At 59.0% G+C, this 20,905-nt stretch carries 19 protein-coding genes and 1 pseudogene; 11 read left to right on the top strand and 9 right to left on the bottom strand.

The window, feature by feature from the left end; all coding sequences use genetic code 11:
- Positions 1–114: 114 nt before the first annotated feature.
- Complete coding sequence (locus ACYZTL_RS16375; RefSeq protein WP_003177284.1) at positions 115–603, top strand: Lrp/AsnC ligand binding domain-containing protein; 489 nt, start codon at positions 115–117, stop codon at positions 601–603.
- Between the two features lie 93 nt (positions 604–696).
- Here the strand turns inward: ACYZTL_RS16375 and ACYZTL_RS16370 are convergent, their stop codons facing one another.
- A complete protein-coding gene (locus tag ACYZTL_RS16370; protein ID WP_461954324.1) occupies positions 697–1,050 on the bottom strand; it encodes a YkgJ family cysteine cluster protein in 354 nt (117 codons plus the stop codon).
- A 147-nt stretch (positions 1,051–1,197) separates the two neighbouring features.
- On the opposite strand from ACYZTL_RS16370, the gene ACYZTL_RS16365 reads away from it, so the two are divergent.
- A complete protein-coding gene (locus ACYZTL_RS16365; protein WP_461952656.1) occupies positions 1,198–2,490 on the top strand; it encodes an NAD(P)/FAD-dependent oxidoreductase in 1,293 nt (430 codons plus the stop codon).
- Positions 2,491–2,604: 114 nt separating this feature from the next.
- Here ACYZTL_RS16365 and ACYZTL_RS16360 read toward each other — a convergent pair whose 3' ends face one another.
- Positions 2,605–2,850, bottom strand: a complete 246-nt coding sequence (locus ACYZTL_RS16360; RefSeq protein ID WP_461952655.1) for a DUF1127 domain-containing protein — start codon at positions 2,848–2,850, stop codon at positions 2,605–2,607.
- A gap of 179 nt (positions 2,851–3,029) precedes the next feature.
- Here ACYZTL_RS16360 and ACYZTL_RS16355 point away from each other — a divergent pair, with 179 nt between their 5' ends.
- Positions 3,030–4,463 (top strand): aminotransferase-like domain-containing protein, encoded by a 1,434-nt coding sequence (locus ACYZTL_RS16355; RefSeq protein ID WP_461952654.1) that lies wholly within the window; start codon positions 3,030–3,032, stop codon positions 4,461–4,463.
- Between the two features lie 60 nt (positions 4,464–4,523).
- Entirely contained in the window at positions 4,524–6,092 is a 1,569-nt protein-coding gene (locus ACYZTL_RS16350; RefSeq protein WP_461952653.1) for a phospholipase D family protein, read from the top strand.
- 170 nt (positions 6,093–6,262) lie between these two features.
- On the opposite strand, the gene ACYZTL_RS16345 is transcribed toward ACYZTL_RS16350, so the two are convergent.
- Both ACYZTL_RS16345 and ACYZTL_RS16340 read right to left on the bottom strand, forming a co-directional pair.
- Positions 6,263–7,408: an MFS transporter gene (locus ACYZTL_RS16345; protein ID WP_461952652.1), complete on the bottom strand. Its 1,146-nt coding sequence runs from the start codon at positions 7,406–7,408 to the stop codon at positions 6,263–6,265.
- 191 nt (positions 7,409–7,599) lie between these two features.
- A complete protein-coding gene (locus ACYZTL_RS16340; RefSeq protein WP_461952651.1) occupies positions 7,600–9,093 on the bottom strand; it encodes an aldehyde dehydrogenase in 1,494 nt (497 codons plus the stop codon).
- A 248-nt stretch (positions 9,094–9,341) separates the two neighbouring features.
- Between ACYZTL_RS16340 and ACYZTL_RS16335 the strand changes: the two genes are divergently transcribed.
- On the top strand, positions 9,342–9,704 hold the full coding sequence (locus ACYZTL_RS16335; RefSeq protein ID WP_461952650.1) for a cupin domain-containing protein: 363 nt from the start codon (positions 9,342–9,344) through the stop codon (positions 9,702–9,704).
- 104 nt (positions 9,705–9,808) lie between these two features.
- On the opposite strand, the gene rpmG is transcribed toward ACYZTL_RS16335, so the two are convergent.
- Positions 9,809–9,964 carry a 50S ribosomal protein L33 gene (gene rpmG, locus ACYZTL_RS16330; protein ID WP_007894709.1) on the bottom strand — a complete coding sequence of 52 codons (156 nt, stop codon included), beginning with the start codon at positions 9,962–9,964 and terminating at the stop codon, positions 9,809–9,811.
- Between the two features lie 11 nt (positions 9,965–9,975).
- Positions 9,976–10,209, bottom strand: coding sequence for a 50S ribosomal protein L28 (rpmB, locus tag ACYZTL_RS16325; RefSeq protein ID WP_007894701.1), 234 nt, complete (start codon positions 10,207–10,209; stop codon positions 9,976–9,978).
- Between the two features lie 446 nt (positions 10,210–10,655).
- Here rpmB and ACYZTL_RS16320 point away from each other — a divergent pair, with 446 nt between their 5' ends.
- Positions 10,656–12,242, top strand: coding sequence for an ABC transporter substrate-binding protein (locus ACYZTL_RS16320; protein WP_461952649.1), 1,587 nt, complete (start codon positions 10,656–10,658; stop codon positions 12,240–12,242).
- A 129-nt stretch (positions 12,243–12,371) separates the two neighbouring features.
- On the opposite strand, the gene radC is transcribed toward ACYZTL_RS16320, so the two are convergent.
- Positions 12,372–13,046, bottom strand: coding sequence for a RadC family protein (radC, locus tag ACYZTL_RS16315; protein ID WP_461952648.1), 675 nt, complete (start codon positions 13,044–13,046; stop codon positions 12,372–12,374).
- Between the two features lie 136 nt (positions 13,047–13,182).
- Between radC and coaBC the strand changes: the two genes are divergently transcribed.
- The 4 genes and pseudogenes from coaBC to argB all read left to right on the top strand — a co-directional run bounded on the left by coaBC (position 13,183) and on the right by argB (position 17,534).
- A complete protein-coding gene (gene coaBC, locus ACYZTL_RS16310; protein ID WP_461952647.1) occupies positions 13,183–14,391 on the top strand; it encodes a bifunctional phosphopantothenoylcysteine decarboxylase/phosphopantothenate--cysteine ligase CoaBC in 1,209 nt (402 codons plus the stop codon).
- A gap of 5 nt (positions 14,392–14,396) precedes the next feature.
- Entirely contained in the window at positions 14,397–14,852 is a 456-nt protein-coding gene (gene dut / locus ACYZTL_RS16305; RefSeq protein WP_461952646.1) for a dUTP diphosphatase, read from the top strand.
- A 355-nt stretch (positions 14,853–15,207) separates the two neighbouring features.
- A pseudogene (locus tag ACYZTL_RS16300) lies at positions 15,208–16,611 on the top strand (phosphomannomutase/phosphoglucomutase); the annotation flags it as partial.
- A 17-nt stretch (positions 16,612–16,628) separates the two neighbouring features.
- Positions 16,629–17,534 carry an acetylglutamate kinase gene (gene argB / locus ACYZTL_RS16295; RefSeq protein WP_461952645.1) on the top strand — a complete coding sequence of 302 codons (906 nt, stop codon included), beginning with the start codon at positions 16,629–16,631 and terminating at the stop codon, positions 17,532–17,534.
- A gap of 199 nt (positions 17,535–17,733) precedes the next feature.
- Here argB and pyrE read toward each other — a convergent pair whose 3' ends face one another.
- Positions 17,734–18,378: an orotate phosphoribosyltransferase gene (gene pyrE / locus ACYZTL_RS16290; protein ID WP_461952644.1), complete on the bottom strand. Its 645-nt coding sequence runs from the start codon at positions 18,376–18,378 to the stop codon at positions 17,734–17,736.
- 82 nt (positions 18,379–18,460) lie between these two features.
- Between pyrE and ACYZTL_RS16285 the strand changes: the two genes are divergently transcribed.
- On the top strand, positions 18,461–19,240 hold the full coding sequence (locus tag ACYZTL_RS16285; RefSeq protein ID WP_008030595.1) for an exodeoxyribonuclease III: 780 nt from the start codon (positions 18,461–18,463) through the stop codon (positions 19,238–19,240).
- Positions 19,241–19,301: 61 nt separating this feature from the next.
- Here ACYZTL_RS16285 and gltS read toward each other — a convergent pair whose 3' ends face one another.
- Positions 19,302–20,507: a sodium/glutamate symporter gene (gene gltS / locus ACYZTL_RS16280; protein WP_461954323.1), complete on the bottom strand. Its 1,206-nt coding sequence runs from the start codon at positions 20,505–20,507 to the stop codon at positions 19,302–19,304.
- Positions 20,508–20,905 lie beyond the last annotated feature (398 nt).

Below are 20,905 nucleotides of genomic sequence, written 5' to 3'. Positions count from 1 at the left end.
CAGACCGTAGATGTGGGCAGTTTAAAAAAGATTAGCCAGTGCTTTTCACTATATAAGCACCTATATTTGGCGAGAATTCTCGGCAAAAACGCTTTTCACGGAGGCGCATCCCCTATGCGTACCAACACTCAGACCAAACGTGAGCTGGACAAGATCGACCGCAACATCCTGCGCATCCTGCAGGCGGACGGGCGTATCTCCTTCACCGAGCTTGGGGAAAAGGTCGGGCTCTCGACCACACCTTGCACCGAGCGGGTTCGGCGACTGGAGCGCGAAGGGATCATCATGGGCTACAACGCCCGGCTGAATCCGCAGCACCTCAAGGGTAGTCTGCTGGTGTTCGTCGAGATCAGCCTGGACTACAAGTCCGGCGATACTTTCGAAGAGTTCCGACGTGCGGTGCTGAAATTGCCCCATGTGCTGGAATGCCATTTGGTGTCAGGGGATTTTGACTATCTGGTGAAGGCGCGGATTTCCGAGATGGCCTCGTACCGCAAGCTGCTGGGCGACATTCTGCTCAAGCTGCCGCATGTGCGGGAATCGAAGAGCTATATCGTGATGGAAGAGGTGAAGGAGAGCTTGAGTTTGCCGATTCCGGATTGAAAAGCAAAAGATCGCAGCCTTCGGCAGCTCCTACAGGGGAATGCGTACAACCGTAGGAGCTGCCGAAGGCTGCGATCTTTGTGCGGACTACGCTTAAACCAACACTTGCCGGGTGCTGGCCATGTACTCATGAATCTGTTTTTCAACCCGCGGATGAATCAGCTCCACCGGCCCCCGCCCATTCGGGCACGGCAACGTCTTGGTGGTACCAAACAACCGACAAATCAGCGGCCGCTCGTCATACACCGTGCAGCCGTCAGGTCCAAGATGTACGCAGTTGAGCTCATCCATCGCCGCATCCTGCTCGGCGCGGGTCTTGCGCGGCAGGCGGGACATTTCCTCGGGCGAGGTGGTCACCGGCCCACAGCAGTCATGGCAACCGGGCACGCACTCGAACGAGGGAATCTGCTGTCGCAGGGTGCGGACTTTCTGACTGTTGCAGTTCATCGAAACGGTGACCCAAAGCGGACTGGAGCGGGATTCTGACGCAAACGCGCCGATCCAGACAGCCACAACCGACCAGTGTTGCCCGTGCCGAAAGGTCCGGCTTATGCTCCGTCAAATTTTCCAGACACAAGAACCAGGATGACGCGCATGAATGCCCGTGCCCAGCACACCGCCTCCTATTACGCCGCCAGCAGCCTGCCGCAGCCCGATCATCCGGCGCTCACGGGCGAGTTGGTGGCCGATGTGTGCGTGGTCGGCGGCGGGTTTTCCGGGTTGAACACGGCGCTCGAACTGGCCGAACGCGGCCTCAGCGTGGTGCTGCTGGAAGCGCACAAGATTGGCTGGGGCGCCAGTGGCCGTAATGGTGGGCAGCTGATTCGTGGCGTCGGCCATGGTCTCGATCAGTTCACCAACGTGATCGGTGCGGAAGGCGTGCGCCAGATGAAACTCATGGGCCTGGAAGCGGTGGAAATCGTCCGCCAACGGGTCGAGCGTTTTCAGATCCCTTGCGACCTGACGTGGGGTTACTGCGATCTCGCCAACAAACCCCGCGACCTGGAAGGCTTCGCCGAAGACGCCGAGGAACTGCGCAGTCTCGGTTACCGCTACGAAACCCGATTGCTGCAAGCCCATGAAATGCACTCGGTGGTGGGTTCCGATCGCTACGTCGGCGGATTGATCGACATGGGCTCGGGCCATTTGCATCCATTGAACCTGGCACTGGGCGAAGCCGCCGCCGCGCAACAACTGGGCGTCAAGCTGTTCGAACAGTCGGCGGTGACCCGCATCGATTACGGCTCGGAGGTAAAGGTCCATACGGCTCAAGGTTCGGTTCGCGCGAAAACGCTGGTGCTGGGCTGCAATGCCTACCTCAACCAGCTCAACCCGGAGCTCAGCGGCAAGGTGTTGCCCGCCGGCAGCTACATCATCGCCACCGAACCCTTGAGCGAAGAGCTGGCTCACGCGTTGCTGCCGCAGAACATGGCGGTGTGCGATCAGCGTGTCGCGCTGGATTACTACCGGCTCTCGGCGGATCGTCGCTTGCTGTTCGGTGGCGCCTGCCACTATTCAGGACGCGACCCGAAGGACATCGCCGCGTACATGCGGCCGAAGATGCTGGAGGTTTATCCGCAACTGGGCGGCGTGAAAATCGATTATCAATGGGGCGGGATGATTGGTATCGGGGCTAACCGTCTGCCGCAGATCGGTCGGCTCAAGGACCAGCCGAATGTGTATTACGCCCAGGCTTATTCCGGTCACGGGGTGAATGCCACGCATTTGGCGGGCAAGTTGCTGGCCGAGGCGATCAGCGGGCAGCAGAGTGGTGGGTTTGATCTGTTTGCAAAAGTGCCACACATCACCTTCCCCGGCGGCAAGCATTTACGTTCGCCGTTGTTGGCATTGGGGATGTTGTGGCATCGACTTAAAGAGTTGATCTGAGAAATCTCAGTGCCTGCACCGACGCCTTCGCGAGCAAGCCCGCTCCCACATTTGACCGCGTTTCAATGTGGGAGCGGGCTTGCTCGCGAATGGATCTAACGAGCACCGCAAATCTCAGATCCGCCAGAAAGGCTTAAGCCCCTCCTCCCGCGCTTGCTCCCGACTCAACCCGACATCCTTCAATTGCTCCGGCGTCAGCTCCAGCAACGCCTTGCGCGTGTGCAGACGATGCCAGAACAGACTCCAGCGGCCCAGACCGGACGGCGCGTTGCGCATGAACGCCTCGCGCGCACCGTTTTTTTGCCCTGCCACCAGTTCCTGACTGCGTAACGTCAGCCGCACATCGCTCAAGCCGTTCATTTTGATTGCTCCTGTTTACTTGGGTAGCCAGAGCTTTCATGATGCGTGGACGGCAAAAAGCATTACAGATTCAACTTGGTAGTATTAATTCCATACAGATTTCGCGCCTCAGCCTCTGAATCACAGTTTTTTACCTGATCTGTACTGGTTAACCGAATCACCCACACCGAGACTGCGCCATGACCCTTTACGTCAACCTCGCCGAATTGCTTGGTACGCGGATCGAACAGGGTTTCTATCGCCCCGGTGACCGGCTGCCGTCAGTGCGGGCATTGAGTGTTGAACACGGCGTCAGTCTGAGCACTGTGCAGCAGGCCTATCGGGTGCTGGAAGACAGCGGCCTGGCGATGCCGAAACCCAAGTCCGGCTATTTCGTCCCGGTCAGCCGCGACCTGCCGGAATTGCCGGCGATTGGCCGCCCGGCGCAGCGCCCGGTGGATATCTCGCAGTGGGACCAAGTGCTGGAACTGATCCGCGCGGTGCCGCGCAAAGATGTGGTGCAACTGGGCCGCGGCATGCCGGACATCACCACGCCGACCATGAAACCGTTGCTGCGCAACCTTGCGCGCATCAGCCGGCGGCAGGACATGCCCGGCCTGTATTACGACAACATCCATGGCACCCTCGAACTGCGCGAGCAGATCGCCCGCCTGATGCTCGACTCCGGATGCCAACTGACCGCCAACGACCTGGTGATCACCACCGGTTGCCACGAAGCGCTGTCCACCAGCATCCGCTCCATCTGTGAGCCGGGCGACATCGTCGCCGTGGATTCGCCAAGCTTTCACGGTGCGATGCAAACGCTCAAGGGCCTGAACATGAAGGCCCTGGAAATCCCCACCGACCCGCTGACCGGAATCAGCCTCGATGCGCTGGAACTGGCCTTGGAACAATGGCCGATCAAGGCCATACAGTTGACGCCCAACTGCAACAACCCGCTGGGCTACATCATGCCGGAATCGCGCAAACGCGCGTTGTTGACACTCGCACAGCGTTTCGACGTGGCGATCATCGAGGACGATGTGTATGGCGAACTGGCCTACAACTACCCGCGACCGCGCACGATCAAATCCTTCGACGAAGACGGCCGCGTCCTGCTGTGCAGTTCGTTCTCCAAAACGCTAGCGCCCGGCCTGCGCATCGGCTGGGTTGCACCGGGCCGCTATCTGGAGCGGGTGCTGCACATGAAATACATCAGCACCGGCTCCACTGCGCCGCAACCGCAGATTGCCATCGCCGAATTCCTCAAGGCCGGTCACTTCGAACCGCATTTGCGGCGGATGCGCACGCAATACCAGCGCAATCGCGACATGATGATCGATTGGGTCAGCCGCTATTTCCCCGCCGGCACCCGCGCCAGTCGCCCGCAAGGCAGTTTCATGCTCTGGGTCGAATTGCCTGATGGCTTCGACACCCTGAAATTGAACCGCGCCTTGCACGACCAGGGCGTACAGATTGCCGTCGGCAGCATCTTTTCCGCCTCGGGCAAATACCGCAATTGCCTGCGGATGAACTACGCTGCCAAGCCAACACCGCAGATCGAAGACGCGGTGCGCAAGGTCGGCGCCGCGGCAATCAAACTGCTGGCGGAAACCGACAGCATGACCGACTGACCTTTCTGCGGAATCCAGCGTCCATATGCCGACACCTGCCGCCAAACGGAACGATCCCACGTGAGAGTCAGACAGCCCCTGCTCGCTCTTCTGCTACTCGCCTCGTTCCTGGGCGGTTGCGCCAGTTTCGATGTTCAACGCGAACCGAGTCAGGCGTTGCCCGCCAGCGATTCGGCATTCGGCCGTTCAATCCAGGCCCAGGCCGCCCCCCATGAGGGAAAGTCAGGTTTTCGCCTGCTGTCCAATAGCGGCGAAGCCTTCAAGGCCCGTGCCGAGTTGATCCGCAACGCCCAAAGCAGCCTCGACTTGCAGTATTACATCGTCCATGACGGCATCAGCACGCGGATGCTGGTGGACGAGCTGCTCAAGGCCGCCGACCGTGGTGTGCGCGTGAGAATCCTGCTCGACGACACCACCAGCGACGGCCTCGACTGGATCATCGCCACGCTGGCGGCGCACCCACAGATTCAGATCCGCCTGTTCAACCCGCTGCACCTGGGCCGCAGCACCGGCGTGACGCGGACCATGGGCCGGTTGTTCAACCTGTCGCTGCAACACCGGCGCATGCACAACAAGCTGTGGCTGGCGGACAACAGCGCCGCCATCGTCGGTGGGCGCAACCTGGGGGACGAGTATTTCGATGCCGAGCCCAACCTCAATTTCACTGACATCGACATGCTAGGCGTCGGGCCGGTCGCCGAGCAGCTTGGCCACAGCTTCGACCAATACTGGAACAGTGCGCTGAGCAAGCCGATCGATGAATTTCTGTCGAGCAAACCGACGCAAAAGGACCTGCAAAATACCCGCACACGCCTGGAAGAATCGCTGGAAGAAACGCGCAAACAGAATCACGCGCTGTATCAGCAGCTGATGACTTACACCACACACCCGCGCATGGACATCTGGCGCCGGGAATTGATCTGGGCCTGGAACCAGGCCTTGTGGGACGCACCGAGCAAGGTCTTGTCAGACGGTGAGCCCGATCCGCAATTGCTGCTGACCACGCAGTTGGCGCCTGAGCTCAACGGGGTCAGCAAAGAGCTGATCATGATTTCGGCGTACTTTGTGCCGGGGCAACCGGGACTGGTTTACCTCACTGGCCGCGCTGACGCCGGGGTCTCCGTCAGTCTGTTGACCAACTCGTTGGAAGCCACTGACGTACCGGCGGTGCACGGCGGTTATGCGCCCTATCGCCGGGCGCTGCTGGAACATGGCGTGAAGCTGTACGAATTGCGCCGCCAGCCCGGCGAAGGCGGAGGCAGCGGGCCGCATATTTTTTACAGCAAGTCCTACCGTGGTTCCGATTCGAGCCTGCACAGCAAGGCGATGATCTTCGACCAGCAGAAATCCTTCATCGGCTCGTTCAACTTCGACCCGCGCTCGTTGCTGTGGAACACCGAGGTCGGAGTGCTGGTGGACAGCCCGGAACTCGCTGCACATGTGCGCAAAGCAGCCATGGAGGGTATGGCGCCGCCCCTGAGTTATCAGGTGAAACTGGAAAACGAACGGATCGTCTGGGTGACGGAGGACGACGGCAAGATGCACACGCTGACCAAGGAACCGGGCAGCTTGTGGCGCCGGATCAATGCGTGGATGAGTACCGCCGTGGGACTGGAGCGAATGTTGTAACCCTACGTCCACCGATCAAATGTGGCGAGGGAGCTTGCTCCCGCTGGGTCGCGAAGCGGCCCTAAACCAGCCGCCTCCGTTCACTCAGGCAGAACAACACGGAATCCGATTTGCGACTGCTGCGCAGTCGAGCGGGAGCAAGCTCCCTCGCCACAGGTTTGTGCAGAGTTCTAAGCCGGTTCGGCAACCGTGCCAAACGCGCCTTGGCGCGACAGCAGGATTACCAATCCGAACGCACCTGCCGCCATCAACAACGGCAAGGCGTGTCCGCTGATCCACTGGCTACCAGCGCCAGCCGCCAAAGGCCCGACCAGGCAACCAATGCCCCATAGCTGCGCAATGTGCGCATTGGCCCGCACCAGCGCATCGTCGCGATAACGTTCGCCGATCAGGATCAGTGACAAGGTGAACAAGCCCCCGGCACTGGCGCCGAACAGCACCCACAACGGCCAGATCAGCAACGTGTCGATCAATAACGGGATCGCCAGGCTCGACACCAGCAGGATCACTGCACAGCCGGTGAACAGCGTCCGACGCGACAGGCGATCCGCCAGCGCGCCAATCGGCAGTTGCAGCAAGGCATCACCGACCACCACGGTGCTGACCATCGCCAAGGCAATTTCTGTGGTGAAGCCCTGACGCAGGCAATAGACCGGCAGCAAAGTCAGGATCATCGCTTCAAACGCGGCGAACAGCGACACCGCCCAGGCAATCGCTGGCAGACCTCGGCAGAAGCCCCACAAGTCGCTGAAGGTCACGCTGCAGGCTTCACTGGTCGGTGCGCCGCTGCGGCCCAGCAACAGGAACGGCGCGACCGTGAGCAAACCGACGCCGACCCAGAATCCGTAATCGTGCTCGGTGCCCAGACCCCCCAGCAGCAACGGCCCGGCCAGCTGACTCAGCGCATAGCTGCTGCCATACAACGCCACCAGTCGTCCGCGCCATTGCTCGACCACCAACTGGTTGATCCAGCTTTCGCCGAGGATGAAGACGAGGGTCAGGATCACTCCGATCATCAGGCGCAACACCAGCCACACCGGGTAACTCGGCAACAGCGCCAGCAAACCGATGGACAACGCCCCGGCCCACAGGCACAGGCGCATCAGATTGGCCGTGCCAAGTCGCGCCGCCAGATGGCTGGAGATTTTCGCCCCCAGCAACACGCCGATCGCCGGCATTGCGGCCATGACGCCAATCGCAAACGAGCCGTAACCCCAGCCTTCCAGGCGAAACGACACCAGCGGCATGCTGACACCCAGGGCCAGACCGACACTCAAGACAGACGCCAACACGGCGAAATAAGTCGCCCAACGCATGTTCCACGCTCCTGTGGATTGTTATTTTTTTCAGGCGGCACAAAGCAAATGTGGGAGCGGGCTTGCTCGCGAAGAGGCCATCACATCCAACAGCATCGTTGTCTGTTACGGCGCCTTCGCGAGCAAGCCCGCTCCCACAAGGGATCTGCATCGTTCAGGAGCCCGGATTACAAACGGGCTCCTTCACTGGCTTACAACTTGATCCAGGTCGCCTTCAGCTCGGTGTACTTGTCGAACGCATGCAACGACTTGTCGCGACCGTTGCCCGACTGCTTGAAGCCACCAAACGGTGCGGTCATGTCGCCGCCGTCGTACTGATTCACCCACACGCTACCTGCACGCAGCGCCCGGGCGGTCAGGTGAGCCTTCGAGATGTCCTTGGTCCACACTGCAGCGGCCAGGCCGTACGGCGTGTCGTTGGCAATCGCGATGGCTTCTTCTGCAGTGTCGAAAGCGATGACCGACAGGACCGGACCAAAGATTTCTTCCTGAGCGATTTTCATCGCGTTGCTGACGCCGTCGAAAATCGTTGGCTCAACGTAGGTGCCACCGGTTTCCTGAAGCGTGCGCTTGCCGCCCGCAACCAGTTTGGCGCCATCGGCGTGACCGGATTCGATGTAGGACAGCACGGTGTTCATCTGCTGGGTGTCCACCAGCGCGCCAACGTTGGTCGCCGGGTCCAGCGGGTTGCCCGGTTTCCAGGTTTTCAGCGCTTCGATCACCAGCGGCAGGAATGCGTCCTTGATCGAACGCTCGACCAGCAGACGCGAACCGGCGGTGCAGACTTCGCCCTGGTTGAAGGCGATTGCGCCAGCGGCTGCTTCGGCGGCGGCTTGCAGGTCCGGCGCATCGGCAAACACGATGTTCGGGCTCTTGCCGCCGGCTTCGAGCCAGACGCGCTTCATGTTCGACTCGCCGGAGTAGATCAGCAGTTGCTTGGCGATCTTGGTCGAACCGGTGAACACCAGGGTGTCGACGTCGTTGTGCAGGGCCAGGGCCTTGCCGACGGTGTGACCGTAGCCCGGCAGTACGTTCAGCACGCCTTTCGGGATACCCGCTTCAACGGCCAGCGCCGCGATGCGGATGGCGGTCAGCGGCGATTTTTCAGACGGCTTGAGGATCACCGAGTTACCGGTGGACAGCGCCGGGCCGAGTTTCCAGCAGGCCATCATCAGCGGGAAGTTCCATGGCACGATGGCGCCGACAACGCCGACCGGCTCTCGAGTGACCAGACCCAGCTGATCGTGCGGGGTCGCGGCCACTTCGTCATAGATCTTGTCGATGGCTTCACCGCTCCAGCTCAAGGCTTGCGCCGCGCCGGGAACGTCGATGTACAGGGAATCGCTGATCGGCTTGCCCATGTCGAGGGTTTCAAGCAGGGCCAGCTCTTCGGCGTGTTGTTTCAGCAGGCCGGCGAAACGGATCATGGTGGCTTTGCGTTTGGTCGGCGCCAGGCGCGACCAGGCGCCGGAATTGAACGTGGCGCGAGCGTTTTCAACAGCGCGCTGGGCGTCGGCGGCGTCACAGCTGGCAATCTTGCCCAGCAAACGGCCATCGACCGGACTGATGCACTCGAAAGTCTCGCTGGAGACGGCATCGGTGTATTCGCCATTGATATAGGCGCGGCCTTCGATCTTCAGATCGCGAGCCCGTTGTTCCCAATCGGCACGAGTCAGGGTGGTCATTCGAGTGTCCTCCTCTTATTGAATACGAGCGCCCTGCGTTCTTCGCGGACGTCCCCAGGAATTCTGCCCGGCCAGCCTGCATTTCGGCCCAAGGCAACCGCCACCCTAAACCAGTGGCCGGGGTTGTTTCAATATATTTGACATAAGGTCGGTAAACGGCCTTGCGGTGTTCATTTTAATAAACATAGACTTTGGGCTTTCCAGCAGCTTTCCAGCCACTCGCGCCGCAATCACGGGGGATTACAACAATGAGCATCCAGAATATCGTCGACTTCAGCCAGGCCACTACCGAGCCAGAACGCTACAGGCCGGATCAGGCGAAAATCTTGAAGGGCGACCCCGAGCAAGTGGTTTACAACCACTACAACAGTCCTTGCGGCCAGTTGAATGCGGGGGTGTGGGAAGGTGCAGTCGGTCAGTGGCTGGTGAACTTCACCGAACATGAATACTGCGAAATTGTTCAGGGCGTTTCAGTGCTGCGCGACAACGACGGCAACAGTAAAACCGTGCGCGCGGGCGATCGCTTCGTGATCCCGGCCGGGTTCCGAGGTACCTGGGAAGTGCTGGAGCCGTGCCGCAAGATTTATGTGGCGTTTGAAAAGAAGGCCTGAGGATTTTTATTGTTTGGGCCCTGAAAGGCAACGCACAATCGCCAGGTAACAAAAAAGGCCCGTATCTCGCGATACGGGCCTTTTTCGTAAGAGGGAAAAATCAATTACTTGATTTTGCCTTCTTTGTAGATCACGTGCTTACGAACAACCGGATCAAATTTCTTGATCTCGATTTTGTCCGGGGTAGTGCGCTTGTTCTTGTCGGTAGTGTAGAAGTGACCAGTACCGGCGCTCGAAATCAAACGAATCAATTCACGCATGATTAGCTCCCTTAGATCTTGCCAGCTTTGCGGATTTCGGCCAGCACGACAGTGATGCCACGCTTGTCGATGATACGCATGCCTTTGGCAGATACGCGCAGACGCACGAAACGTTTCTCTTCTTCAACCCAGAAGCGGTGATGCTGCAGGTTCGGCAGGAAACGACGACGGGTTTTGTTGTTTGCGTGGGAAATGTTATTCCCAGTCACCGGACCCTTACCGGTAACTTGACATACTCTCGACATGCCTCAGCCCTCTAAAACCACATGCCCAACCCGGCATGGGTTGGCCGCTTAATCTCTCAGTCATTTGGCGCCAGGCGCCGCGTTTCTTTAGAGGTCTTACCGGCTACACCTACAGTGAAGGAACCGGGCCCCTAGAAAAGAGCGCTGCTTTATACCAGAAAGACTGGAAAGCAACAACATTCCGTGTGCACAGACTTGATAAAACCCCCGTTTTTATGGCTCCGAGCGCCTTGGATAAAGGCTATCGTCGATAAAGACCGCTCGTCGCAGAGAATCGGCCAACCGGCCAATCCAGGGTTTTTTTCGGACAGCACACACCGAAAACAATCGCACATAGTCCCCTTAAAATGAAAAAGGGGATAGTCATTTACAAAAGAGCCCACTAGGGTAGGCCTTTTCCAGACTGCACTTGCAGATGGGCCTTCGATCTGTAAAGGAATCCGACCATGCGCCTCGCTGCCCTACCGCTGTTGCTCGCCCCGCTTCTACTGAGCCCGTTGGCCCATGCTGCCGCTCTGAGTGTCTGCACCGAGGCCAGCCCGGAAGGGTTCGACGTGGTGCAATACAACTCGCTGACCACCACCAACGCCTCGGCCGACGTGCTGATGAACCGACTGGTGGACTTCGAGACGGCCAGCGGCAAAGTGGTCGCCGGGCTCGCGGACAGCTGGGAAGTCACGCCCGACGGCCTGACCTACGTGTTCAAACTGCACCCGCAGGTGAAATTCCACCGCACCGAGTACTTCAGCCCGACGCGCGACCTCACCGCCGAAGACGTGAAATTCAGCTTCGACCGCATGCTCGATCCGGCAAATCCTTGGCACAAAGTGGCGCAGAGCGGCTTCCCGCACGCGCAGTCGATGCAGTTGCCAGCGCTGATAAAGAAGATCGACGCGCTTGACCCGCTGACCGTGCGCTTCACCCTCGATCACCCGGACTCGACCTTCCTGCCGACGCTGAGCATGGGCTTCGCCTCGATCTACTCCGCCGAGTACGCCGACAAACTGCTGAAGGCCGGCACCCCGGAGAAGCTCAATAGCCAGCCGATCGGCAGCGGGCCGTTCGTGTTCACCCGATTCCAGAAAGATGCCTCGATTCGTTACAAGGCCAACCCGGATTATTTCCGTGGCAAGCCTTCGGTGGACCCGCTGATCTTCGCCATCACCCCGGACGCCAACGTGCGGCTGCAAAAGCTGCGCCGCAACGAGTGCCAGATCGCCCTCTCGCCCAAGCCGCTGGACGTACAGGCAGCACTGAAAGAACCGACGCTGAAAGTGGAAAAGACCGACGCGTTCATGACCGCGTTCGTCGCCATCAACAGCCAGCATCCGCCGCTGGACAAGCCTGAAGTGCGTCAGGCAATCAACCTCGCGTTCGACAAGGCCAATTACCTCAAAGCCGTGTTCGAAGACACCGCCGAGTCCGCTGACGGCCCGTACCCGCCTAACACCTGGAGCTACGCCAAAAGCTTGCCGGGCTACCCGCACGACGTTGAGAAAGCCAAGGCATTGATGGCCAAGGCCGGACTGAAAGATGGTTTCCAGACGACTATCTGGACTCGCCCATCCGGCAGCCTGCTGAATCCCAACCCAAGCCTTGGTGCGCAAATGCTGCAGTCGGATCTCGCGGAAATCGGCATTCAGGCCGAAATCCGCGTGATCGAATGGGGCGAAGTAATCCGTCGCGCCAAAGCCGGTGAACACGACCTGCTGTTCATGGGCTGGGCCGGCGACAACGGCGATCCCGACAACTTCCTCACACCGCAGTTTTCCTGCGCGGCGGTCAAGTCCGGCACCAACTTCGCCCGTTACTGCAACCAGGACCTGGACAAGCTGATCAGCGCCGGTAAGACCACTTCCGAGCAAGGCGTGCGCACCAAGCTTTATGAGCAGGCTCAGACGCAGATCCAACAGCAGGCGCTGTGGTTGCCGCTGGCTCACCCGACGGCCTTCGCGCTGATGCGCAAGGAAGTCGAGGGGTATTCGGTCAGCCCGTTTGGCCGTCAGGATTACTCCAGGGTCAGCCTCAAGTAATAACCACACCACAAAACCCTGTGGGAGCGGGCTTGCTCGCGAAAGCGGTGTGTCAGGCGACATAAATATTGACTGACACGACGCCTTCGCGAGCAAGCCCGCTCCCACATGGGTATCGTATTTACCCGCTCACATCCACCCATACTCAGCCATCGACAGCGGATCGCCGTCACCAATGATGAAATGGTCGAGCACCCGCACATCGATCAGGTCCAGCGCATCTTGCAGGCGCTTGGTCAGCTTTCGGTCCGCTTGACTGGGGTTGGTGTTGCCCGACGGATGATTGTGGCAGAGGATCACCGCAGCAGCGTTGTGAGCAAGGGCGCGCTTGACCACCTGCCTTGGATGAACGCTCGTGCTGTCGATAGAACCGCGAAACAACGCTTCAAACGTCAGCACTTGATGCTTGGAATCCAGAAACAGACAGCCAAACACCTCATGAGGCTCGTGCCGCAGCATCGACTTCAGATAATCACGAACGACCTGCGGATTTTCCAGCGCCGGCTTCTGACGCGCGCGCTCGGCCAGATGCCGCCGGCCCATTTCCAGAATCGCCTGCAATTGAGCGAATTTCGCTGGGCCGAGCCCTAACTGTTTGCTGAACGTTTGTTGATCAGCCTCCATCAGCGAACGCAGGCTGCCAAATTGACTCAACAAATGTCGCGCCAGATCCACCGCGCTTTTGCCGGATACACCGGTCCGTAGAAAAATCGCCAGCAGCTCAGCGTCCGACAGGCTCGCCGAACCCAACTCCAGTAACCTCTCCCGCGGCCGCTCGGCCGCCGGCCAATCACGAATACTCATAACACCTCCCTGGTCTGTGGGCGCCGCTGTTCCGTAGCGGTCGCTGTGATATCGTAGCCCATCTTTTTTGCGAGCGATTTCACTCCTGGGGAGGGGGTATCGCCACGCAGTCATCAACGAAACGAAAGGCAGACCTATGCAGCGGCTGTATCGGAAACGCATCGTTCTGGGCGTCGGCGGCGGCATTGCTGCCTACAAGAGCGCCGATCTGGTTCGCCGCCTGATCGACCAGGGCGCTGAAGTGCGCGTGGTCATGACCAGTGGCGGCAGCGAGTTCATCACTCCGCTGACCATGCAGGCCTTGTCCGGGCATCCGGTTCATCTGGACCTGCTGGACCCGGCGGCCGAAGCCGCGATGGGCCACATCGAACTGGCCAAGTGGGCCGACATGGTGCTGATCGCCCCCGCCACCGCGGACCTGATAGCGCGTCTGGCCCAAGGCATTGCCGACGACCTGCTGACCACGCTGGTGCTGGCCACCGACGCCGTAGTCGCCGTGGCCCCGGCAATGAACCAGGCCATGTGGCGCGATCCGGCGACCCAGGCCAACCTGCAAACCCTTGAAAGCCGCAACATCAAAGCCTTCGGCCCCGCCTCCGGCAGCCAGGCCTGTGGCGATGTCGGCCTGGGCCGCATGCTCGAAGCCGTCGAACTCGCTCAATGCGCGGCGGACTGCTTCCAGCGTCAGGCGCTGACCGGCAAACACGTGCTGATCACTGCCGGCCCGACCCAGGAAAACATCGACCCGGTGCGCTACATCACCAACCACAGCTCCGGGAAAATGGGCTTTGCCCTGGCCGAAGCCGCCGTTGAAGCAGGCGCCCGCGTAACCCTGATCACCGGCCCGGTGCACCTGCCAACCCCGGATCGCGTTACCCGCATCGACGTGGTCAGCGCCCGCGACATGCTCGCCGCCTGTGAAGCCGCGATCCCCTGCGACCTGTTCATCGCTTCCGCAGCGGTGGCGGACTACCGCCCGGAAGTCGTCGCCCCACAGAAACTCAAGAAAGACCCTACGAACGGCGACGGCTTGTTACTACAAATGGTACGCAACCCAGACATTCTGGCCACCATTGCCACCCGCCCCGATCGCCCATTCAGTGTCGGCTTCGCTGCCGAAACCGAACACCTGCTCGACTACGCTGCACGCAAGTTGAAAGACAAGAACCTCGATTTGATCGTCGCCAATGACGTCGCCAACCCGAGTATTGGCTTCAACAGCGAAGAAAACGCCTGCAGCGTGATCGACCGTGAGCTACACGCCACACTTTTCGCCCAGACCAGCAAGAGCAAAATCGCTCGCCAGCTGATCACTTTTATCGCCGAACGTCTGAACCAGGTTTAATTTACATGCACGCTTTGCAAGCCAAGATCCTCGACCCCCGCATCGGTACTGAATTCCCGCTGCCGCAGTACGCCACGAAAGGCTCCGCCGGCCTCGACCTGCGCGCCATGCTGGAAAAAGACACCGTGATCAAGCCGGGTGAAACCGTGCTGATCCCGACCGGCCTGTCCGTTTACATTGGCGATCCAGGCTTGGCGGCGCTGATTCTGCCGCGCTCGGGCCTGGGCCATAAGCACGGCATCGTGCTGGGCAATCTGGTCGGTTTGATCGACTCCGATTACCAGGGTCCGTTGATGGTTTCGTGCTGGAACCGTGGCCAAACTGACTTCAACATGGTCGTTGGCGAGCGTCTGGCGCAACTGGTGCTGGTGCCGGTCGTTCAAGCGCATTTCGAAATGGTCGAAGAGTTCGTTGAAACCGAGCGCGGCGCAGGTGGTTTCGGGCATTCCGGCAGCCATTGATCCGATAGATCCACTCTGTGGCGAGCGAGCTTGCTCGCGTTGGGCTGCGTAGCGGCCCCAAAACTCTGTAAGTCATTGCCGATTTTGTGAGTGCTCCGCACTCAAGCGGGACGGTGCGGCGATCCGACAAGCTCCCTCGCCACAGGTGCGCTGGATGCTGAAGTTGCACAGCCGTCATCTGGAAGGTTTAACACTGGAAACCAAGGCATTGGCCCGACAAATGCTAACTGAAATCGGTGTCATGGCCTTTTCGCACCACGAACTCTCTGCGGAAAACGCCGTCATACCCTTCAGTTCGAACCCGCCGAAGCGTTCTTCGCGCACAAGTCCAGCCACTTTTCGAGATGGAGCATTCCCACAGATGAGCACGCCAGCCCAAGTCGCACCCAAGTTCCCCGACAGCATTTTCCGCGCCTACGACATTCGCGGCACCGTCCCGGAATTCCTGAACGCTGAAACCGCTTACTGGCTAGGTCGCGCCATCGGCGCCCAAAGCCTGGCCCAGGACGAACCGAACGTTTCCGTTGGCCGTGACGGCCGCCTGTCCGGTCCGGAACTGGTCGAACAACTGATCAAAGGCCTGGCCGACGCCGGTTGCCACGTCAGTGACGTGGGCCTGGTGCCAACGCCGGCGCTGTACTACGCCGCCAATGTGCTGGCCGGCAAATCGGGCGTGATGCTCACCGGCAGCCACAACCCGTCGAACTACAACGGCTTCAAGATCGTCATCGCTGGCGATACTTTGGCCAACGAACAGATCCAGGCCCTGCACGACCGCCTCAAGACCAACAACCTGAGCAGCGGCAAGGGCAGCATCACCAAAGTAGAAATTCTCGACCGTTACAACACTGAAATCGTCGAGGACATCAAACTCGCTCGCCGCCTCAAAGTCGTGGTCGACTGCGGCAACGGCGCGGCCGGCGTGATTGCCCCGCAACTGATCGAAGCGCTGAACTGCGAAGTCATCCCGTTGTTCTGCGAGGTGGACGGCAACTTCCCGAACCACCACCCGGACCCGGGCAAGCCTGAAAACCTGGTCGACCTGATCGCCAAGGTCAAGGAAACCAACGCCGACATCGGCCTGGCCTTCGACGGTGACGGCGACCGCGTTGGCGTGGTGACCAATACCGGCAGCATCGTCTACCCGGACCGTCTGCTGATGCTGTTCGCCCGTGACGTGGTGGCGCGCAACCCGGACGCGGAAATCATCTTCGACGTCAAATGCACCCGCCGCCTGACGCCGCTGATCAAGGAATACGGCGGTCGTCCGCTAATGTGGAAGACCGGTCACTCGCTGATCAAAAAGAAAATGAAACTGACCGGCGCCTTGTTGGCCGGCGAAATGAGCGGGCACATCTTCTTCAAGGAACGCTGGTTCGGTTTCGACGACGGCATTTACAGTGCCGCACGGCTGCTGGAGATCCTCAGCAAGGAAAAATCCACCGCGGAAGAGCTGTTTGCGACCTTCCCGAACGATATTTCTACGCCGGAAATCAATATCCATGTGACCGAAGAGAGCAAATTCAGCATCATTGATGCACTGCACGACGCGAAGTGGGGCGAAGGCGCCGACCTGACCACCATCGACGGCGTGCGAGTCGACTACGCCAAAGGCTGGGGCCTGGTTCGCGCCTCCAACACCACACCGGTGCTGGTGCTGCGCTTCGAGGCCGATGACGAGGCTGAATTGCAGCGCATCAAGGACGTCTTCCATGTCCAGTTGAAACGTGTTGCACCTGATCTCCAACTACCGTTCTGATTCACCCGGAGCCCTGAATGATCCTCGAACGCGAAGCCGCCGCCAACACCGCCAAGGTCCTGTCCGAAGCGCTGCCTTACATTCGCCGCTATGTCGGCAAGACGCTGGTGATCAAATACGGCGGCAACGCGATGGAAAGCGAGGAGCTGAAAACCGGCTTCGCCCGCGACATCGTGCTGATGAAAGCCGTCGGGATTAACCCGGTGGTGGTTCACGGCGGCGGCCCGCAAATCGGCGACCTGCTCAAGCGTCTGTCGATCGAGAGCCACTTCATCGATGGCATGCGCGTGACCGACGCGCAGACCATGGACGTGGTGGAAATGGTCCTCGGTGGCCAGGTCAACAAGGACATCGTCAACCTGATCAACCGTCATGGCGGTAGCGCCATCGGCCTGACCGGTAAAGACGCCGAGCTGATTCGTGCGAAAAAGCTCACCGTGACCCGCCAGACGCCGGAGATGACCCAACCGGAAATCATCGACATCGGCCAGGTGGGCGAAGTGGTCGGGATCAACACCGACCTGCTGAACCTGCTGGTCAAAGGTGACTTCATTCCGGTGATCGCGCCGATTGGCGTCGGTGCCAATGGTGAGTCGTACAACATCAATGCTGACCTGGTGGCCGGTAAAGTGGCCGAAGCGCTGAAGGCTGAAAAGCTGATGTTGCTGACCAACATTGCCGGGCTAATGGACAAGTCGGGCACCGTCCTGACGGGGCTGACTACTCAGCAAGTGGACGATCTGATCGCCGACGGCACCATCTACGGCGGCATGCTGCCGAAGATCCGTTGCGCGCTGGAAGCGGTTCAGGGCGGCGTGGGCAGTTCGTTGATCATTGATGGTCGGGTTCCGAATGCGATTCTGCTGGAGATCTTCACTGACACCGGTGTGGGTACGTTGATCAGCAATCGCAAGCGTCCTTAAGCGATAGCGCATACAAAAAGACCCCGCTCAGCCTGGCTGAGCGGGGTCTTTTTTCGCCTACGATCCCTGTGGTAAATCATTTTTTGTGGCGAGGGAGCTTGCTCCCGCTTGAGTGCGGAGCACTCACAAAATTCTTGGGTCTGCTACGCAGCCCAGCGGGAGCAAGCTCCCTCGCCACACAAGCCCGCAGGGATTAGTGTCAGACGCCGAATTGGGCGCGGTAGGCTTCAACGGCTGGAAGATGCTGCTTGAGCTGCGGATCATCCGCCAGGAACTCGAGCACCTGATTCAGCGAAACAATGCTGATCACCGGAATACCAAAGTCACGCTCCACTTCCTGAATCGCCGACAACTCGCCATTGCCACGCTCCTGTCGGTTCAGGGCGATCAGCACGCCCGCCGCCTTGGCGCCGTCCTGCGAAGCGATAATCTGCATCACTTCGCGAATCGCGGTGCCAGCAGTTATCACGTCGTCGATGATCAGCACATCGCCGGTCAATGGCGCACCGACCAGGCTGCCGCCTTCGCCGTGGGCCTTGGCCTCCTTGCGGTTGAAGCACCATGGCAGATCACGGTTGTGATGTTCAGCCAGGGCCACCGCAGTGGTTGCCGCCAACGGGATGCCTTTGTACGCCGGGCCAAACAAGACGTCGAACGGGATGCCGCTCTCGACGATGGCTGCCGCGTAGAAACGACCCAGTTGCGCAAGTGCCGAACCGGAGTTGAAGAGGCCGGCATTGAAGAAGTAAGGACTGGTGCGTCCGGACTTCAGGGTGAACTCACCGAAGCGCAAAACGCCGCGATCGATGGCAAAACGAATGAAATCGCGCTGATACGCTTGCATGAAAAAAACCCCAAATACCACGGATTTAGCTAATTAGGTTGACGCCGTGTATCATACACGCACGCGATTTTTGGGGCCATTTATGCGGATCATCAGTGTGAACGTCAATGGTATTCAGGCTGCAGTGGAGCGAGGTTTGCTCAGTTGGCTGCAAGCACAGAATGCCGACGTCATCTGCCTGCAGGACACCCGCGCCTCCGCCTTTGAACTGGACGATCCAGCCTTCCAACTGGATGGCTACTTCCTTTATGCCTGCGAAGCCGAAGTTCCCGCCCAGGGTGGCGTGGCTTTGTACTCGCGGTTGCAACCGAAGGCAGTCATCAGCGGTCTCGGCTTCGAGACGGCCGACCGCTACGGGCGCTACCTGCAAGCCGATTTCGACAAGGTCAGCATCGCGACCTTGCTGCTCCCTTCGGGGCAGAACGGCGATGAAGACTTGAACCAGAAGTTCAAGCTAATGGACGACTTCGCCCGTTATCTGGATAAACAGCGGCGCAAACGTCGCGAGTACATTTACTGTGGCTCGCTGTACGTGGCGCAACAAAAGCTGGATATCAAGAACTGGCGCGACAGCCAGCAATCCCCGGGCTTCCTGGCACCTGAACGCGCCTGGATGGACGAGATTGTCGGCAACATGGGCTACGTCGATGCCCTGCGCGAAGTCAGCCGTGAGGGTGATCAGTACAGCTGGTGGCCAGACAACGAACAGGCTGAGATGCTCAACCTCGGCTGGCGCTTCGATTACCAGATACTGACCCCGGGCCTGCGCCGCTTCGTACGCAGCGCGCGCCTGCCACGTCAGCCACGGTTCTCGCAGCATGCGCCGCTGATCGTGGACTACGACTGGACGCTGACCATCTAGCTGACCGGTTGACGAAAATGCCCGTATCGAAAGATACGGGCATTTTTTATGCGTCATACCTTCAAACAGCGGCGAATAACGGCAGCGCCAGGTACAACTTGATCACGATGACATTAATGATGTCGATGAAGAAAGCACCCACCATCGGCACCACTAGAAACGCTATCTGCGAAGGTCCGTAACGTTGCGTCACCGCTTGCATGTTAGCGATGGCAGTTGGCGTTGCACCCAGTCCAAAACCACAGTGCCCTGCCGCCAGAACTGCCGCATCGTAGTTGCTGCCCATCATTCTGAATGTCACGAAAATCGCAAACAGTGCCATGACCAACGCTTGCGCAGCCAAGATGATAAAGATCGGTAAAGCCAGTGCTGCCAGATCCCACAGTTTGAGCGACATCAGAGCGATCGCCAGAAACAGCGATAAGCTGACATTCCCCAACACGGAAACTTCACGCTCAAACACCTGATACAAGCCAAGCGCTGAAAGCCCGTTCCGTAAAATCACACCCACGAACAAGACGCAAACGAACGTCGGCAACTCAAATGCGGTTCCGTGAAGCAGGCCATTCAGAAGAGAGCCTGCCATCAAGCTGACAGCGATTAGAGCGAGTGTCTCGATAAACGAAAATGGTGTGATCGCACGCTCTTTGTTTGGCTGCTCGAAGCCCTTTGGCAGCCGCGGCTTATCTTGCTCGCAGCCGGGTGTCTGAACACGTTTGATGAGCAGGCGAGCGACCGGACCACCAATCAACCCGCCCAGCACCAATCCAAACGTCGCAGAGGCCATGGCAAGCTCAGAGGCGGACGCCAGACCGAACTTCTCACTGAACGTCGCTCCCCAGGCAGCACCTGTACCATGACCGCCAGACAACGTAATCGAGCCCGTCAACAAGCCCATCAACGGATCGAGCCCCAAGGCCTTTGCGAGCCCGATGCCCATGGCATTCTGCACCACCAGAAGCCCGATGACTGCCAGGAGAAAAACCCCCACTACGCGCCCGCCTTTCTTCAGACTGGCGAAGTCCGCACTCAAGCCAATGGTGGCAAAAAACGCCAGCATCAAGGGAGTCTGCAGAGAGGTGTCAAATCGGACTTCAATATCAAGGCCCCGCAAAACCAGGAGAAGCAGAGCAACCACCAGGCCGCCTGCTACAGGCTCAGGAATATTGTAGCTGCGTAAAAAACCGATTCGTGTGACTAGTCCGCGCCCCAGCAACAGTACTAAAGAGGCGGCCACAAGTGTTCCATAAAAATCGAGCTGAAGCATTTGGATAATTCTTTGATATATATTCAGGGGCGAACTTTTTACCTGGACACGCCTCTTGAACAGGTTGATCTTCTCAACACTGATTTGCTTTAAATTCAAGGACCTTCAATGGTCTGAATATATCGAAATATTTCTGAAGGAATATTACTTGGGGCAACTTTATCAACCACGAAGTCTCATTGCCAAGCACATAGGCAGTACTGAGGCGAAGCAGTTGTGACTAGAAGTGTAAGAGCGATAGTGCGCCGCAAATACCGACGGCAGGTGATTATTGCTAATGGCAACGTTGGGGAAGTTAATCCAATTTCAAAAAAACAAATGCCCCGACAAGTCAGGGCATTTGTTTTTAAAGCGTGGCGAACTGCATTTTCACACAGCTGTCGCTCCCACCAGGGAAT

The organism is Pseudomonas sp. LB3P81 (genome assembly GCF_054897965.1).
This window is presented reverse-complemented; position numbering and strand designations above follow the sequence as displayed.

Bases quoted from the DNA above. Each gene is read 5' to 3' on its own strand.
- ACYZTL_RS16365 (WP_461952656.1), top strand. From the start codon at position 1,198: ATGAATGCCCGTGCCCAGCACACCGCCTCCTATTACGCCGCCAGCAGC.
- coaBC (WP_461952647.1), top strand. From the start codon at position 13,183: ATGCAGCGGCTGTATCGGAAACGCATCGTTCTGGGCGTCGGCGGCGGC.
- ACYZTL_RS16335 (WP_461952650.1), top strand. From the start codon at position 9,342: ATGAGCATCCAGAATATCGTCGACTTCAGCCAGGCCACTACCGAGCCA.
- gltS (WP_461954323.1), bottom strand. From the start codon at position 20,507: ATGCTTCAGCTCGATTTTTATGGAACACTTGTGGCCGCCTCTTTAGTA.
- dut (WP_461952646.1), top strand. From the start codon at position 14,397: ATGCACGCTTTGCAAGCCAAGATCCTCGACCCCCGCATCGGTACTGAA.
- ACYZTL_RS16345 (WP_461952652.1), bottom strand. From the start codon at position 7,408: ATGCGTTGGGCGACTTATTTCGCCGTGTTGGCGTCTGTCTTGAGTGTC.
- ACYZTL_RS16285 (WP_008030595.1), top strand. From the start codon at position 18,461: ATGCGGATCATCAGTGTGAACGTCAATGGTATTCAGGCTGCAGTGGAG.
- ACYZTL_RS16370 (WP_461954324.1), bottom strand. From the start codon at position 1,050: ATGAACTGCAACAGTCAGAAAGTCCGCACCCTGCGACAGCAGATTCCC.
- ACYZTL_RS16320 (WP_461952649.1), top strand. From the start codon at position 10,656: ATGCGCCTCGCTGCCCTACCGCTGTTGCTCGCCCCGCTTCTACTGAGC.
- ACYZTL_RS16360 (WP_461952655.1), bottom strand. From the start codon at position 2,850: ATGAACGGCTTGAGCGATGTGCGGCTGACGTTACGCAGTCAGGAACTG.
- pyrE (WP_461952644.1), bottom strand. From the start codon at position 18,378: ATGCAAGCGTATCAGCGCGATTTCATTCGTTTTGCCATCGATCGCGGC.
- argB (WP_461952645.1), top strand. From the start codon at position 16,629: ATGATCCTCGAACGCGAAGCCGCCGCCAACACCGCCAAGGTCCTGTCC.
- radC (WP_461952648.1), bottom strand. From the start codon at position 13,046: ATGAGTATTCGTGATTGGCCGGCGGCCGAGCGGCCGCGGGAGAGGTTA.
- rpmB (WP_007894701.1), bottom strand. From the start codon at position 10,209: ATGTCGAGAGTATGTCAAGTTACCGGTAAGGGTCCGGTGACTGGGAAT.
- ACYZTL_RS16340 (WP_461952651.1), bottom strand. From the start codon at position 9,093: ATGACCACCCTGACTCGTGCCGATTGGGAACAACGGGCTCGCGATCTG.
- ACYZTL_RS16355 (WP_461952654.1), top strand. From the start codon at position 3,030: ATGACCCTTTACGTCAACCTCGCCGAATTGCTTGGTACGCGGATCGAA.
- rpmG (WP_007894709.1), bottom strand. From the start codon at position 9,964: ATGCGTGAATTGATTCGTTTGATTTCGAGCGCCGGTACTGGTCACTTC.
- ACYZTL_RS16375 (WP_003177284.1), top strand. From the start codon at position 115: ATGCGTACCAACACTCAGACCAAACGTGAGCTGGACAAGATCGACCGC.